The 15,506-nt window shown below is 52.4% G+C and carries 9 protein-coding genes, 1 tRNA gene, 3 rRNA genes and 1 pseudogene; 10 read left to right on the forward strand and 4 right to left on the reverse strand.

The genetic code is table 11. The annotated features are described in order from the left end of the window. The first annotated feature begins 164 nt into the window (after nucleotides 1-164). Both EZ315_RS06385 and EZ315_RS06390 read left to right on the forward strand, forming a co-directional pair. Nucleotides 165-1,025, forward strand: a complete 861-nt coding sequence (locus EZ315_RS06385; RefSeq protein WP_135471347.1) for a lysophospholipid acyltransferase family protein — start codon at nucleotides 165-167, stop codon at nucleotides 1,023-1,025. Then, complete coding sequence (locus EZ315_RS06390; protein ID WP_242452524.1) at nucleotides 1,022-2,272, forward strand: sigma-54 interaction domain-containing protein; 1,251 nt, start codon at nucleotides 1,022-1,024, stop codon at nucleotides 2,270-2,272. The genes EZ315_RS06385 and EZ315_RS06390 overlap by 4 nt, the downstream gene beginning before the upstream one ends. 13 nt (nucleotides 2,273-2,285) lie before the next feature. On the opposite strand, the gene EZ315_RS06395 is transcribed toward EZ315_RS06390, so the two are convergent. Next, complete coding sequence (locus EZ315_RS06395; RefSeq protein WP_135471348.1) at nucleotides 2,286-3,167, reverse strand: N-acetylmuramoyl-L-alanine amidase-like domain-containing protein; 882 nt, start codon at nucleotides 3,165-3,167, stop codon at nucleotides 2,286-2,288. A gap of 623 nt (nucleotides 3,168-3,790) precedes the next feature. On the opposite strand from EZ315_RS06395, the gene EZ315_RS06400 reads away from it, so the two are divergent. From EZ315_RS06400 to EZ315_RS06425, 6 genes are all read left to right on the forward strand, one after another. Further along, nucleotides 3,791-5,321: ribosomal RNA gene (locus tag EZ315_RS06400) — 16S ribosomal RNA — on the forward strand. A gap of 203 nt (nucleotides 5,322-5,524) precedes the next feature. Beyond that, a tRNA-Ile gene (locus EZ315_RS06405) sits at nucleotides 5,525-5,598 on the forward strand. A gap of 179 nt (nucleotides 5,599-5,777) precedes the next feature. Beyond that, nucleotides 5,778-8,680, forward strand: a 23S ribosomal RNA gene (locus EZ315_RS06410). Between the two features lie 254 nt (nucleotides 8,681-8,934). Then, nucleotides 8,935-9,043: ribosomal RNA gene (rrf, locus tag EZ315_RS06415) — 5S ribosomal RNA — on the forward strand. The 16S, 23S and 5S rRNA genes sit together here with 1 tRNA gene alongside, the layout of an rRNA operon. Nucleotides 9,044-9,496: 453 nt before the next feature. Continuing rightward, entirely contained in the window at nucleotides 9,497-10,003 is a 507-nt protein-coding gene (locus tag EZ315_RS06420) for an RNA polymerase sigma factor (protein ID WP_394347030.1), read from the forward strand. A gap of 532 nt (nucleotides 10,004-10,535) precedes the next feature. Then, a complete protein-coding gene (locus tag EZ315_RS06425) occupies nucleotides 10,536-10,982 on the forward strand; it encodes an RNA polymerase sigma factor (RefSeq protein ID WP_170957484.1) in 447 nt (148 codons plus the stop codon). 98 nt (nucleotides 10,983-11,080) lie between these two features. Here the strand turns inward: EZ315_RS06425 and EZ315_RS06430 are convergent, their stop codons facing one another. Both EZ315_RS06430 and EZ315_RS16335 read right to left on the reverse strand, forming a co-directional pair. Next, nucleotides 11,081-11,701 (reverse strand): OmpH/Skp family outer membrane protein, encoded by a 621-nt coding sequence (locus EZ315_RS06430; protein WP_135471351.1) that lies wholly within the window; start codon nucleotides 11,699-11,701, stop codon nucleotides 11,081-11,083. Between the two features lie 77 nt (nucleotides 11,702-11,778). Continuing rightward, nucleotides 11,779-11,946: a hypothetical protein gene (locus tag EZ315_RS16335; RefSeq protein WP_160658792.1), complete on the reverse strand. Its 168-nt coding sequence runs from the start codon at nucleotides 11,944-11,946 to the stop codon at nucleotides 11,779-11,781. Nucleotides 11,947-12,145: 199 nt separating this feature from the next. Here EZ315_RS16335 and EZ315_RS06435 point away from each other — a divergent pair. Together EZ315_RS06435 and EZ315_RS06440 are read left to right on the forward strand one after the other, a co-directional pair. Next, nucleotides 12,146-13,605: pseudogene (locus EZ315_RS06435) on the forward strand (aminoacyl-histidine dipeptidase). Between the two features lie 270 nt (nucleotides 13,606-13,875). Continuing rightward, nucleotides 13,876-14,661, forward strand: a complete 786-nt coding sequence (locus EZ315_RS06440) for an N-acetylmuramidase family protein (RefSeq protein WP_135471352.1) — start codon at nucleotides 13,876-13,878, stop codon at nucleotides 14,659-14,661. Between the two features lie 119 nt (nucleotides 14,662-14,780). Here EZ315_RS06440 and rbr read toward each other — a convergent pair whose 3' ends face one another. After that, nucleotides 14,781-15,365 (reverse strand): rubrerythrin, encoded by a 585-nt coding sequence (gene rbr / locus EZ315_RS06445; protein ID WP_135471353.1) that lies wholly within the window; start codon nucleotides 15,363-15,365, stop codon nucleotides 14,781-14,783. Nucleotides 15,366-15,506: the final 141 nt, after the last annotated feature.

Genomic DNA, 15,506 nt, shown 5'->3' on the forward strand with positions numbered 1-15,506 from the left:
GAAATTTTTTCACATTTTTTGTCGGTTTGTGCCATATTTTATGTGTTAATTTATTGAAACGGGGCTTCGTTGCAGGGTGTTTGAGCCGGTTTGAGCCTCTTTTTTTATTGAGCAGGGAGCAAGGTAGGTGGTTTTTTATTACCTTTGTATAAAATTTTGAAGCTATGGAAAATCCTAATGTTTCCGGGCAGGACGCCCCAGTGAAGCGCACTGTGCTCGATTACGACGACATAGTAAAGATGGCGCCTTTTTTCAAGGGCAAACGCTGGCTCGTGGAGCGCGTAATGAAGATGCTTGACATTGATAAGGTCAATTGGATTCATGATCATAATTTTGACACTCCGGGTCCGCGGTTCTGTCGCGGCCTGCTTAACGATCTTGACATAAAGCTTAGGATCGACAATGAGCAGCTCCTCGACAATCTGCCCGAGGGGCCGTTCATAACTGTGAGCAATCATCCTTTCGGGGCTTTGGACGGTATCACGCTTATAGATATCGTCGGTAGCCGCCGTCCGGAATACAAGGTTATGGTCAATATGATACTAAACCATATCACGGCGATGCGCCCTAATTTCATGGCCGTCGATCAGGCTGCAAGCGATGACCCCGCCAAGAAGGCGGTGTCGATGCGCGGCATAAAGGAGGCAATGATGCAGGTGCGCAAAGGGCATCCTATCGGCTTCTTCCCCGCCGGTGCAGTAGGCAACTATAACAGGCACCTCCGTTTCGAGGACCGAGAGTGGCAGCCGGTGGTGATACGCCTTATCCAGCAGCTCGGAGTGCCGGTTATTCCGATTTTCTTTCATGGGCTGAACAGCTGGTGGTTCCGTGCGCTCGGGGTGATAAGCTGGCAGTTGCGTACGTTGCGGCTTCCCGCAGAGGTGTTCCGCCGCAAGGGTGACACTCTGCATATCTCGGTCGGTGACATTATAACTCCGGAGGAGATCAAGGCTCATTCCGGTTCGGTGTCTGAACTTGGGGAGTGGCTAAAAGCCAGGACTTATGAGCTGAAAAAACTGAAATGATGGAGCTGGAGCATCTTGATTATCCCCCTCAGGTGGTTCAGGCCAAGCAGCGTTTTGGCATAATAGGGAATTCTCCTGCGCTGATGGAGTCTGTGGCTCGTGCAGTCCAGGTGGCTCCTATTGATCTGTCGGTGCTTGTCACAGGTGAGAGCGGAAGCGGAAAAGAGTTTTTCCCGAAAATAATCCACGGATTTTCGTCGCGGAAGCATGCCAGATATATAGCCGTCAACTGCGGTGCGATACCCGAAGGTACTATCGATTCGGAGCTTTTCGGGCATGAGAAAGGTGCCTTCACCGGCGCAGTCTCCACCCGCAAGGGCTATTTCGAGGAGGCTGACGGCGGTACTATTTTTCTTGACGAGGTGGCGGAGCTGCCATTGACCACCCAGGCTCGGCTTCTTCGCGTGCTTGAGAGCGGCGAGTTTATTAAGGTGGGATCGTCCACGGTGCAGAGGGCGAATGTGCGCATAGTCGCAGCCACTAATGTGGATATGGTGAGAGCTGTGTCGGAGGGACGTTTCAGGGAAGACCTCTATTACAGGCTTTCCACAGTGTCGATATCGATCCCTCCGTTGCGTGACAGGGGTGCCGATATCCCATTGCTGGCACGGAAATTTGCTGCTGATTTCGCAGAGCGTTACACTATGCCGCGCATCACGTTTGACGACACTGCCCGACAGCTGCTCATGGCATATCGTTGGCCGGGCAATGTGCGCCAGCTTAAGAATGTGGTGGAGCAGATGGCTCTTTTTCATGCCGGTGATAATATAGACTCTGCTATGTTGCGGACCTATCTTCCGGGCAACGGCGGAGCAGGGCTTGCTCCTGTTCACGTGGGAGCCGGTGATAATCCTCATGATTATGCGTTGGAGCGGGAGATGCTGTTGGGCATGATAGTAAGGCTCCAGCAGCAGATCGATTCGTTGAGAGAGAGGCTTGACCATACGTCGTCGGCTCACACTCCTTTTGTAGATACTGTGGAGACCCGCGATGCCGCATCTGCGCCGGTGCAGTCCTCCTCCATTGTGAAGTTTGAGCCGTTCTGCTCTCCTCTCAGGGTGCCTGCGCAGGAGCGTGTGCGGGATGTCGATGTGTCCGCGTCACCTACGACGCTTGAGGAGACCGAGCGTGAGACAATACGCCGCGCGCTCGAAAGAAACGGCGGTCGGCGCAAGGCGACGGCGGCGGAACTTAACATTTCTGAGCGCACCCTTTACCGTAAGATAAAGGAATACGGCATGGAATAGGGAGCTTGGCGGTTTAACGCTGTTCGCCTATACGTATGAAGCGGGCTCCGGTTATACTGTTGTTTTTGCTCAGGTACTCGCTTAGCGGTGTCGGATCGAGCACCACTTTCCCCAGTTTGGAGGATGCGTGAAGCAGATGCGGAACGCCGTCTTTTAACATCACTATGCCAATGTGTGTCACGTCGAGACCTTCGATTTTGGTTGTGAAAGCTATTATGTCCCCTTCCTTTATCCAGAAGGGGGCTTTTTTTGTCATTAATGCAGACCGGCGTATATAGGGGTATCGGTGTGAGCGGTATCCGACTTCGGAGTTCTTGATCCCTTCAAATGTGGCGTCGTCCTTCATTGCAGGGTAGGAGTCGCGGTGACGTGACATGTAGTCGATGGTCTTTATCTGATATTTTGCTCCGGGCAGGCGGTCGGTGATGTCGCGTAGATTTCCGCGGTGGGTGTTGTCAACGATCCAGTCGCTTATATAATGAAGCCTGGATGCGTATCCGTTGATCCGTCCCTGTCGGTAGCGCAGTTGCTCCAGATTGTATAGGAAATCCTGCCAGGAGTTTCTCCGTTCCTTGATTGTGAGCGCCATTGCCGATACTGTTTCCACGAAAGTTGTGCAGTCCATCTCATCGAGATTGACGGTGAGCATTTCCGGATCGCCCTCAAGAGTGCCTGCCACATATGGTGTGCCTTCAAATCGCATTCCGATATATGCCATCAATTCGTTTGGGGTCTTGTCGGCAAGGTTTGAGGCATCTATGAGGATGCGGTTGATTTTGGTGGTGTCGGCGGTCTCGTTGTGCCATCTCACTTCGCCTGGAAATGATGCGTAGGTGTTTCCGGTAAGGGCTGCTGATACGACAGCTATATATAATAAGGTGATGATACGTCTCATAGATTACAAATATTAGCACGTTTTCATTCCTCAAAGTTAGAAAGAATCCCTAATATCTGCAAATAATAATGTGTTTCCGCTGTTATGGTGGTTTGGTGTTTGTTCTTCGTGGAGAGGTGTGATGCCGGAGATTGTTGTGGGGGTCTCATTGGAAAAGATGATATTTTTTTCAGCTTGGATATATGTTTTTTTGATTGGGTTTTTGGGCTAAAAACAGTCCTGTAACACCGATTTGGGAATAAAGTTCGCCCTGATATGTTAAATAACTGTTAAAAGGGGTATAAAAATTTGGATGGGATGAGAAAAGGCTGTACCTTTGCATCGCTTTTCCGGGGAACGCCCCTGGTCAAGCGCGAGAACATTGAAAGAATTGCAACGATAGAAGTAGTACAAGAGACGGTCGCTGCCTAGCGGCGGCGATATGATTCTCCTGTCAATTTCCATCCCATACAAGAAGAAACGAAATAGACCGGCGTTAAGGGCAGACATGTCCGCTGGGCGACACGCACCGTCCTCCGGACGGGTGCGGTGAGAGGTTCGTCTCTCCGCGAAAGCAACAAACAACAACAAACAGTTTCTGTTGCTTGATTTCAACTGAAAAGAAGAAAATAAGACAATAGAAAACAGCGGAGAGTTTGATCCTGGCTCAGGATGAACGCTAGCGACAGGCTTAACACATGCAAGTCGAGGGGCAGCGGGGGAGCAGCAATGCTCCCGCCGGCGACCGGCGCACGGGTGAGTAACACGTATGGAACCTGCCCGCAGCAGGGGGATAAGCGGAAGAAATTCCGTCTAATACCGCGTAACACCGCAGAGGGGCATCCCTCGGCGGTTAAAGATTCATCGGCTGCGGATGGCCATGCGGCGCATTAGCTAGTCGGCGGGGTAACGGCCCACCGAGGCGACGATGCGTAGGGGTTCTGAGAGGAAGGTCCCCCACACTGGTACTGAGACACGGACCAGACTCCTACGGGAGGCAGCAGTGAGGAATATTGGTCAATGGCCGTAAGGCTGAACCAGCCAAGTCGCGTGAGGGAAGACGGCCCTACGGGTTGTAAACCTCTTTTGTCAGGGAGCAAGGGGCAGGTCGTGACCTGCTGTGAGAGTACCTGAAGAAAAAGCATCGGCTAACTCCGTGCCAGCAGCCGCGGTAATACGGAGGATGCGAGCGTTATCCGGATTTATTGGGTTTAAAGGGTGCGCAGGCGGAGGCACAAGTCAGCGGTAAAATCGCGGGGCTCAACCCCGCTCCGCCGTTGAAACTGTGTCCCTTGAGTGCGCGAAGGGTAGGCGGAATGCGTGGTGTAGCGGTGAAATGCATAGATATCACGCAGAACTCCGATCGCGAAGGCAGCCTACCGGCGCGCAACTGACGCTCATGCACGAAAGCGTGGGTATCGAACAGGATTAGATACCCTGGTAGTCCACGCAGTAAACGATGAATGCTATCTGTCCGGCCGGAATGACGGCTGGGTGGCACAGCGAAAGCGTTAAGCATTCCACCTGGGGAGTACGCCGGCAACGGTGAAACTCAAAGGAATTGACGGGGGCCCGCACAAGCGGAGGAACATGTGGTTTAATTCGATGATACGCGAGGAACCTTACCCGGGCTCAAACGACGCAGGGATGTCCGTGAAAGCGGACAGTCCTTCGGGACCTGTGTCGAGGTGCTGCATGGTTGTCGTCAGCTCGTGCCGTGAGGTGTCGGCTTAAGTGCCATAACGAGCGCAACCCCCATCTTCAGTTGCCATCAGGTTATGCTGGGCACTCTGGAGAGACTGCCGGCGCAAGCTGCGAGGAAGGCGGGGATGACGTCAAATCAGCACGGCCCTTACGTCCGGGGCGACACACGTGTTACAATGGCAGGTACAGCGGGAGGCCAGGCGGCGACGCCGAGCGGAACCCGAAAACCTGTCTCAGTTCGGATCGGAGTCTGCAACCCGACTCCGTGAAGCTGGATTCGCTAGTAATCGCGCATCAGCCATGGCGCGGTGAATACGTTCCCGGGCCTTGTACACACCGCCCGTCAAGCCATGGAAGCCGGGGGTGCCTGAAGTGTGCAACCGCAAGGAGCGCCCTAAGGTAAAACCGGTGACTGGGGCTAAGTCGTAACAAGGTAGCCGTACCGGAAGGTGCGGCTGGAACACCTCCTTTCTGGAGCGAGACGAGACGTCCGCTCTCACGGTCCGCCGCATAAGCGGCGTGGCTGCCCGCCGGGACCTATCTCGGACTTCGGGACATGGACAATACGACAGGGAGAACACGCCTCGACACACACTTCTACGCCACGTTGCAACCTCATACGATCCCCGCCCGCAGGCGGATTCACCCGAGTCCTTGCCATAAGGGATCAGGACAGTCCCTTAGCTCAGTTGGTTAGAGCGCTACACTGATAATGTAGAGGTCGGCAGTTCAACTCTGCCAGGGACTACTCAGAAGAGAGGACATTGACATACTGGAAGCGCGCATCAATTAAGATTGATGCGAAGCGAATCGAAAAACGAGTAACACAAATCAAAGAGCAAGCAACACTGCAACCCTGCTGACTGAAAAGAGATGCAGGAGAGGGTGTTCTACTGGAAAAACCGATTGGATTACTTACAGGTCATAAAGAAAGGAGAGAAGGGCACATGAAGGATGCCTAGGCTCTCGGAGGCGATGAAGGACGTGACAAGCTGCGAAAAGCCGCGGGAAGGAGCAAATATCCTGTGATCCGCGGATGTCCGAATGGGGCAACCCGGCGCGGGCGACCGCGTCACCATCCTTAAAGGATGGAGCGAACCCGGGGAACTGAAACATCTCAGTACCCGGAGGAAAAGAAAATAACCCAATGATTGCGCAAGTAGTGGCGAGCGAACGCGCAGGAGCCCAAACCGGCGGTGTCGAGGCACCGTCCGGGGTTGTAGGACCGCCAACGAATGGACATGACAAGCGTAGCCGAACCCACTGGAAAGTGGGGCCGCAGCGGGTGACAGCCCCGTAGGCGAAACGCGCGTGATGACAGAGGCGGCACCTGAGTAAGCCGGGACACGAGGAATCCTGGCCGAATCCGCGGGGACCATCCCGCAAGGCTAAATACTACCGAGAGACCGATAGCGAACCAGTACCGTGAGGGAAAGGTGAAAAGAACCTCGAACAGAGGAGTGAAACAGACCCTGAAATCATGTGCCTACAAGCGGTCGGAGCCCTTTCGTGGGGTGACGGCGTGCCTTTTGCATAATGAACCTACGAGTTGCCGGCGGCGGCGAGGCTAAGGGGCTCAGCCCCGGAGCCGGAGCGAAAGCGAGTCCGAAGAGGGCGTGCACAGTCACCGTCGGCAGACGCGAAACCAAGTGATCTACCCTTGGGCAGGATGAAGGTGAGGTAACACTCACTGGAGGTCCGAACCGGTAAGCGTTGAAAAGCTTTCGGATGACCTGAGGGTAGGAGTGAAAGGCCAATCAAACTTGGAGATAGCTCGTACTCCCCGAAATGCATTTAGGTGCAGCCTCGGGCTCAGTACCGTGGAGGTAGAGCGACTGATAGGATGCGAGGGCTTCACCGCCTATCAAGTCCTGACAAACTCCGAATGCCACGGCACGGTCCCCGGGAGTGAGGGCGCGGGTGCTAAGGTCCGCGTCCGAGAGAGGAACAACTCAGACCACCGTCTAAGGCCCCGAAATCCGGGCTAAGTTGAAGACAATAACGAGGTGGGACCGCAAGGACAGCTAGGATGTTGGCTTGGAAGCAGCCATTCATTTAAAGAGTGCGTAACAGCTCACTAGTCGAGTGGTCCCGCATGGATAATAATCGGGCATAAGCCCGGTGCCGAAGGCGTGGACCTGCCGAAGATTCGGCGGGTGGTAGGGGAGCATTCCGGTAGCCGCGGAAGGTTGGGCGCGAGCCTGGCTGGAGGCCCCGGAAAAGCAAATGTAGGTATAAGTAACGACAAGGGGAGCGAGAAACTCCCCCGCCGTAAGACCAAGGGTTTCTGATCAACGCTAATCGGATCAGAGTCAGTCGGGACCTAAGGCGCAGCCGCAAGGCGTAGCCGATGGAAGAAACGGTCAACATTCCGTTACTCGGTATGAGAGCGATGTGGAGACGGAGAAGTGACACTCCCGCGCGCTGACGGAATAGCGCGTTGAACCGCAAAGGTATACGCCGCCCAGGCAAATCCGGGCGGAGTGCCGAAGCGGGACAGTACGGCGAGCCCCCGGGCGAGCCGACAGCGGAGGTAACCATGCTCCCGAGAAAATCCGCTAAGCATATCCCATGCCGACCCGTACCCTAAACCGACACAGGTGGTCGGGTAGAACATACCAAGGCGCTCGAGAGATTCACGGTTAAGGAACTAGGCAAACTGACCCCGTAACTTCGGGATAAGGGGTCCCCTCCTCCGGGAGGGGCGCAGAGAATAGGTCCAGGCAACTGTTTAACAAAAACACAGGGCTGTGCGAAATTGAAAGATGAAGAATACAGCCTGACACCTGCCCGGTGCCGGAAGGTTAAGAGGAGATGTCACAGCAATGGAAGCATTGAATTGAAGCCCCGGTAAACGGCGGCCGTAACTATAACGGTCCTAAGGTAGCGAAATTCCTTGTCGGGTAAGTTCCGACCTGCACGAATGGTGTAATGATCCGGACACTGTCTCAACCGTGAGCTCGGTGAAATTGTAGTATCGGTGAAGATGCCGATTACCCGCAACGGGACGAAAAGACCCCGTGAACCTTTACTGCAGCTTAGCACTGTGACCGGGCGTGCGATGTGTAGGATAGTCAGGAGGCAGAGAACCGGCGACGCCAGTCGCCGAGGAGCCGACGTTGAAATACTGACCTTCGCACGTTTGGTCTCTAACCCGCGGTGCGGGGACACTGCTTGGTGGGTAGTTTGACTGGGGTGGTCGCCTCCAAAAGAGTAACGGAGGCTTCTAAAGGTGCGCTCAGGCCGATTGGTAACCGGCCGTGGAGTGTAATGGCACAAGCGCGCTTGACTGAGAGACATACAGGTCGAACAGGTAGGAAACTAGAGCATAGTGATCCGGTGGTTCCGCATGGAAGGGCCATCGCTCAAAGGATAAAAGGTACTCCGGGGATAACAGGCTGATCCCTCCCAAGAGCTCATATCGACGGAGTGGTTTGGCACCTCGATGTCGGCTCGTCACATCCCGGGGCTGGAGAAGGTCCCAAGGGTTAGGCTGTTCGCCTATTAAAGTGGCACGCGAGCTGGGTTCAGAACGTCGTGAGACAGTTCGGTCTCTATCTGTTGTGGGCGCGGGAGATTTGCGAGGCCCCGACACTAGTACGAGAGGACCGTGTCGGACCGACCACCGGTGAGCCGGTTGTACCGCCAGGTGCACCGCCGGGTAGCCGCGTCGGGCCAGGATAAGTGCTGAAAGCATCTAAGCACGAAGCCCCCCTCAAGATAAGATCTCCACATAAGGGCCGTCCGAGACGAGGACGTCGATAGGTCGCAGGTGCAAGCGCGGCAACGCGTTCAGCCGAGCGATACTAATCGCCCAAACCCTTTCTCAGGGAGACATCCCTCAAAACATGTAAATAATATTAAACCGGCCGGGTGGCCCCGCGATGGCATCATCAGCGGAGGCAACAGGACCCGTTTCCGGGAGTGGTCCGACGCCAGAGAGTCCCGCGTGCGATCATCGCGGGTCCGTCAGACACACCTTCCGGTGGTGCTTGCCGGAGTGTTACCGGGGACTAATCACGGCACACGGATGCCGTCAAGAGTCACGGTTCGCAGCTTCCAGCGTGCCTTTCTTCTACCGAACTAAGGCGGCCATAGCGTGAGGGCTCCACCTCTTCCCATTCCGAACAGAGCAGTTAAACCTCACCACGTCGATGATACTGCGAAAGCGGGAAAGTAGATAACCGCCCCTTCCCGATCCCCGAGGACCAGAGTCCCCGGGGCTCTTCTTTTATGTGCCCCAAGGGCGGCGGTGGTGCGCACCCTTCCCCGCCCACACTCCATATCCCTCCTCACATTGTCATTGCCACTGGGTGCCATCCTCTCTTTGTCATGGGACGCACTATCACTGTCCCCCTGTCGTCCTGGAGGGGGAGTGCGCCAGTGGAGCGCGGATATGTGTCAGATGAGCCCTCGGACTGTTACCTGTAACAATTTTGTTACAAAAGCATCACATGTGCAACTGCCTGTCATACAGGCATGGACCTGCATTGCCGGCATCATGCGGCCGCCGTGGCGCCAAAAACCGTCATTGATATGCGCGAGCACCGGATGGAACTCCGTAACTTTGGATCACCGGAACGGCATGGCACGCCCAGCCTCCGCACAGACCGGACATAGTTCACACATTCACTAAAGGCGACACCATAATGGCAAACAAGGAATTCGAAAGCAAGCTCATGAGCCTCCAGGGCAACCTGCTGAACTTCGCGTACATGCTCACGTCCGACCGGGACAATGCCTACGACCTCCTGCAGGACACGACCCTGAAGGCCCTCGACAACGAAAGCAAGTACGTCGACAACACCAACTTCAAGGGATGGGTGTTCACCATCATGCGCAACATCTTCATCAACAACTACCGCCGCAGCGTGCGGTCCCAGACCGTCGTAGACCAGACCGAGGACCTCTACCACCTGAACCTCTCGCAGGACTCGGGCCTTGAGAGCCCTGAAGGGTCGTACGGGGCAGGGGAGATCACCGCCGCCATCGACTCCTTCCCCGATGAGTACAGGGTGCCCTTCTCGATGCACGTCGCCGGCTACAAGTACAACGAGATAGCCGAGCGCATGGGCCTACCCCTGGGCACCGTCAAGAGCCGCATATTCTTCGCCCGGAAGAAGCTGCAGGCTCAGTTCAAGGACTACAGGTAGAAGCACCACATCGCGCCTCAGTCCAACCGCGCCCACCAGGGTCCGCCAGGAGGCACGCCTCACAGCCTGCGCCTCACAGAAGCACCCTCCTCCACTGCGCATCTCAAAACCCTGCGCAACATCCCATAAAGGCAATAAGACTGTCCATATACAAGGCTCAAAGCAGCCGACACAAAAGCCCCGCGCCCACATTGGATTAATCCAATGTGGGCGCGGGGCTTTGTATGAGTGTGGATGTTTTGTAATAATTTAGAATTTTATATAAACAGGAATGATTTATTGTAATAAAATTGTAATATTGTATGGTGTGATTTAATTATTTGTGTGTTAGTGGTTTGTGTTTAGTTTTTGTATATTGTATATTCTTTGTTGTGATAATTTTATCATTTTTAAAAGAAGTTATCGTAACATATTTGTAACTTTGTATTGTAAAAACATAATTCAACTCACACTAACTATTAAGAATATGTCGTCTATGGATATCTGTAATAAGTTAATGCGTTTACACCCCAACCTGCTGAACTATGCTTTTATGTTAACTTCAAGCCGTGATGCTGCTAAAGATCTGTTGAAGGAGACTACTGCTATGGCATTGACAGCCGGTACAGGTGCTTCAGTGGATGATGAAAACCTGAAAGGGTGGGCGTTTGGTATTATGCGAAGTATTTTTGAGAAGAATTTCTCTCAAGGAGTGTCGCGTCAGCGTTCGGTTACAGTCTCTTCAAGAAGGGAGTGTGATATCCATGAACTTTCTTTTTCTCGTATCGGAGATGAATCCCTGCCTGAAGGGACCTATGCTTGTAGTGAGGTCACCTGTGTGCTGGAAGGGCTCAGTGAGGAGTACCGTAAGCCGGCAGAGATGTACTTTGCGGGATATAGTATGAAAGAGATTGCTCAGAGGCTTAATATTTCGACCTGTGTCGCAGAGCAACGAGTGTCGTACTCTAAAGGTCGGCTTCGTGCGGGTCTTGCCAAATGAGGCAATCCAAGTGGTTTAATAATTAAGAAAGGCGCGAGCTATAACAGCTGGCGCCTTTCGCGTATTATTTGAATGTATGGATTTGTCGTCGTTGTTGGTTATTTTTTCTCTTCGGGCTTGGTGTAGCGTGCGTTCAAGCCTTCGATCACTTCATTTGTGATGTCGAGAGATGGATTGAAGTATACGCCGGCGTTCTTGTACAGGATGGCATCATACTTCTTTGATGCGTTGTACTCCTTTATGAATTTCTCTATGGAGTCGTTGAGCTGGATCTGCTGCTGTGCGAGCTCGTTGTCGGCATTGCGACTGAGGCTGGCGAGATAGTTTTCAGCATCCTGCTGCATTTTCTGGAGCTTCTGCATATCAGCGTTGTAGCTTGCCTCGGTGAGATATCCGTTTGACTGAGCTTTCTGCTGTATTGAAGCGGCGAATTTCTGTATTTCAGTGCCTTTCGAGTTGCGTGCGTTGTCAATGCGCTGTACAGCCCGCATGGTGGCCTCCTGAAGATCTTTGGCGAGCTGGTAGTGAGCGAGCACTGAGTCGCCATCGATGTAACGGATGTTGATAGAAGAGGTGGTTGTCGCGCCATCGGCCGAAGTCGCTGTAGGGGCCTGTGTGGCTGAGCTCTTGTCGGTGGCAGAGTCTCCTCCGCAAGATGTCATGCTCAACGCCATTATGCCTAAGAGCAGCGAGGAAGCTGACATTGCTAACTTTTTCATATCGTAAATCTGAATGATAATGATGTAATAGAATTACTTTTGATGTTTCTGTGTGGTTGTGTGTGTGCGCGTGGCGGTTACATGTCATGGTGGCAACCTACGCCCCTGCGCCGGAGTTCGGCATTGTTGTGGGCATGCACCGAAGGGAATCTGCCTCCTTTGACGAAGAATATCTTTATTCCGAGCAATATTACAGCTAACGCTATCATGGCGATTGCAAGGCCTATGGTGGGGAGAATATTCATCGTTGTAAGAGTTTTTCCACTGCAAATGTAGCAATTTTAGCCTAATAATAGAGCTTATCTCAATTTTATTTTGTAATTTAGTGGTGCAATTAAGTATTTTTTATACTTGATTCACTTATGAGCTAAAATATTCTAAAAATACCAGTTAAAAACACCTAAAATTAAAAGACAAAAACCACCTTAAATAATAATTCAAAATATGGAAATCAAAGATCTTCAGCCCCAGGCAGTGTTCTCGATATTTGACGAGATTACACGTATTCCGCGTCCCTCCAAGAAGGAGGAGAAAATTCGCGCATATCTTCTGGACTTTGCCAGGGAGCACGATATAGCTGCAAAGACCGATGCAGTGGGCAATGTAGTGCTCAGTGTGCCTGCCACCCCGGGCATGAAGATGCGCCCACGGTAATTTTGCAGGGGCATATGGATATGGTGTGTGAAAGCAATGACAAGAGTTTTGATTTCACCACCCGGCCCATTCCGGCATATGTGGACGGAGAATGGATCAGAACCAAGGGTACCACTCTCGGAGCGGATAACGGTATAGGAATGGCAGCTTCGCTCGCTATCCTCACTGATAAGTCGTTTGAGCATGGTCCTATCGAGGCACTGTTCACTGTCGATGAAGAGACCGGTATGACCGGAGCCAACAATCTCGGCGAAGGTATGATATCTGGCTCAATACTTCTTAACCTTGACTCGGAGGATGATGCTGAGATTTTCGTTGGCTGTGCCGGAGGTATAGATACCCAGGCATTCTTTACCTACAAGCGTTCGTTTGCTCCTAATGATTTCCTTTATTTCAGGATAAATGTCGAGGGGCTCAACGGCGGTCACTCAGGCGGTGACATCCATCTCGGACGCGCTAATGCCAATAAGCTTCTTGCTCGTTTCCTTTTCCGTCTTTCAGGCCAGCATGAGGTAGTGGTGTCGGAGATCGACGGCGGAAATCTGCGCAATGCCATCCCGCGTGCGTCGCATGCAGTGATAGGTGTGCACACTTCCAAGAAGGAGAGCGTAAGAGTTCAGCTCAACAATTATATCGCAGAGCTTGAGAACGAGTATGCCGGACTGGAACCTAATCTCAAGATAACGATGGAGAGCGTGGACGCTCCTGATTTCGCTATTGACCAGGAGACTTCTACCAGCCTTATACGTGCGCTCTATAGCGCGCCTCATGGTGTTGTGTCAATGAGCCGTGATCTTGAGGGTCTTGTGGAGACATCCACTAACCTTGCCTCTGTAAAGATGACATCCGACAATACAATTGTAGTAACGACAAGCCAGCGTAGCTCGGTAGAGTCGCGCAAGCATGATATCGCGGCTCAGGTGGAGGCACATTTCCTCCTTGCCGGTGCACGTGTGGAGCATGGAGAGGGTTATCCAGGATGGCAGCCCAATATGGAGTCGCCTATCATGAAGATGAGCCGCGATGCCTATGAGGAGCTTTACGGTGTGAAGCCAGCCATCAAGGCTATCCATGCCGGCCTTGAGTGCGGACTTTTCCTCACCAAGTATCCTCATCTGGATATGGTGTCGTTCGGTCCGACTCTCCGCGATGTGCATTCTCCCTCCGAGCGTATGCATATCCCTGCCGTGGAACGTTTCTACGGTCAGTTGAAGCGCACACTTGAAAAGGTGGCTGTGACCAAGAAATAACATAAAATATCCGTTAGATACAATCAGGTGGCGAGGATGTGTTGAAGCAGTCCACGCCACCTGTATTTTTTGATATCATAAGCCGATAAAAATATTTTTAATGGCTTATGCAATAATATGCATATAGTATACGTTATATGAAAGTTATAGCGTTCTCTCCAAATCCGTATGGTGCATGGGTTATGTCCCATCCGGTGAATGCTATGCTTAATTATCACCCTTTGCGCCATGGCCGGTGTACAAGGGCATTGTTGAACTAAAATCATTTTTATGCTACAACGTGCAGCCATGCTCGTAGCATCGGTGCTACTTTCCTCAGCTATATTCACCATCAATAGTGACGGACAGTCACGAAAAACCGACAAAGATGTTGACGTCAGTGAATCGCCGGTAGCTATGGCAAAACAGCTCACAGAGCCGAAAGACACAATTCTCGCATTGACCGAACAAGACTTCCTTGAAGTAGCCCAGTCGTTGGGTGTGGAAGTCGCCGCTATCAAGGCCGTCGTTGAAATCGAGGCCGGATGTACTCACGAGGGCTTTTCCGCTCCAGGCAAGCCGCTCATAAATTTTGACCTCACCATGTTTCGCCGATTTGCCAAAAGGCATGGGGTCAATCTGTCAAAGTATGGTAAATCGCATTCCGTGGTGTTCAATTCCCACCGTGGATCGCAGTTGCGTGCCAACCGCCGCCTTGAGGCAGCCAAGACCATTCATCCGCAGGCTGCTGTCGAGGGCACATTCTGGGGGATGTTCCAGATAGGAGGTTTCAATTGGAAAAGGTGTGGAGCCGAGAGCCTGGAGAACTTTGTGGAACTTATGTCGCGTTCCGAACGAGATCAGCTCGACATGTTTGCAAATTTCATCACGAACACCGGACTGGTAAAGCATCTCCAGTCCAAAAACTGGGCCGCATTTGCACGTGGATATAACGGACCTGCCTATGCTCGCCGTCGTTATCATACGCGTATGGCCTCTGCCTATGCCCGCCATAGCAAATGTGAGAAGCAGAAGACGACTGTAGAACCGGATTCGACCTCCGATTCTGAAGGATGATGCCCCGGAGTGCAAGGACATGATTCCGTAAAATGTCAACGACCGAGCACACATGTGTGCTCGGTCGTTGATGTTGTTATATATAGAAAGATAGGTTTGTAGCCTCTTCGTGGCTTTTATTAATAGTTCTCGGCCTTACGCTCGAAATAAGCCTGTTCCTTTCCGCATACAGGGCATTTCTTGGGGGCTGAGCTTCCTTTGTGCACATAGCCGCAATGCATGCATTGCCATTCCTGCTCAGGATTGTTGCTTGAAAATTCCTGGTCGTTGGTGAGGCGTTCGAGCAGACGTAGATAACGCTTCTCATGCTCGACCTCTACCTTTGCCACCATCTTGAATATCATGGCTATCTCTGGGAATCCCTCATCGGCGGCGGTCTGCGCGAAGTTGGCGTACAGGTCGCTCCATTCCTCACGTTCTCCTGCGGCTGCTTCGCGAAGATTAGTGATGGTGTCGCCTACCACTCCGGCAGGATAGCCTGCCTGGATGGTCACGATACCTCCCTCAAGCTTGCTGAAGAACATCTCGGCGTGACTCATTTCCTGCTTGGCAGTCATCTTGAATATTTTAGCAATCTGTCGGTAGCCCTCTTCCTTGGCTTTTTTTGCGAAGAGGGTATATCGTGAACGAGCCTGGCTTTCACCGGCGAAAGCTGCGAGCAGATTGTGCTCGGTCTGAGTGCCTTTTATTGATTTTTTATCCATGTGTGTAAATGTGTTATAGGATGTAAGAGAGTCTGGCGGCTGTGTTTATGTCCGTGACTCTTCAATTATAACAAGGGGTATCCTTGTATTGTTCGCATGAAGGTGATATTTTCTTGAAATATACGAATTGAAGAGATAGCC

The organism is Duncaniella freteri (assembly GCF_004766125.1).
GTDB classification, from domain to species: Bacteria; Bacteroidota; Bacteroidia; order Bacteroidales; family Muribaculaceae; genus Duncaniella; species Duncaniella freteri.

Coding starts and splice junctions, on each gene's coding strand:
- rbr (WP_135471353.1), bottom strand. CDS start 15,365: ATGGATAAAAAATCAATAAAAGGCACTCAGACCGAGCACAATCTGCTC.
- EZ315_RS06440 (WP_135471352.1), top strand. CDS start 13,876: ATGCTACAACGTGCAGCCATGCTCGTAGCATCGGTGCTACTTTCCTCA.
- EZ315_RS06425 (WP_170957484.1), top strand. CDS start 10,536: ATGTTAACTTCAAGCCGTGATGCTGCTAAAGATCTGTTGAAGGAGACT.
- EZ315_RS06430 (WP_135471351.1), bottom strand. CDS start 11,701: ATGAAAAAGTTAGCAATGTCAGCTTCCTCGCTGCTCTTAGGCATAATG.
- EZ315_RS06395 (WP_135471348.1), bottom strand. CDS start 3,167: ATGAGACGTATCATCACCTTATTATATATAGCTGTCGTATCAGCAGCC.
- EZ315_RS06385 (WP_135471347.1), top strand. CDS start 165: ATGGAAAATCCTAATGTTTCCGGGCAGGACGCCCCAGTGAAGCGCACT.
- EZ315_RS16335 (WP_160658792.1), bottom strand. CDS start 11,946: ATGAATATTCTCCCCACCATAGGCCTTGCAATCGCCATGATAGCGTTA.
- EZ315_RS06390 (WP_242452524.1), top strand. CDS start 1,022: ATGATGGAGCTGGAGCATCTTGATTATCCCCCTCAGGTGGTTCAGGCC.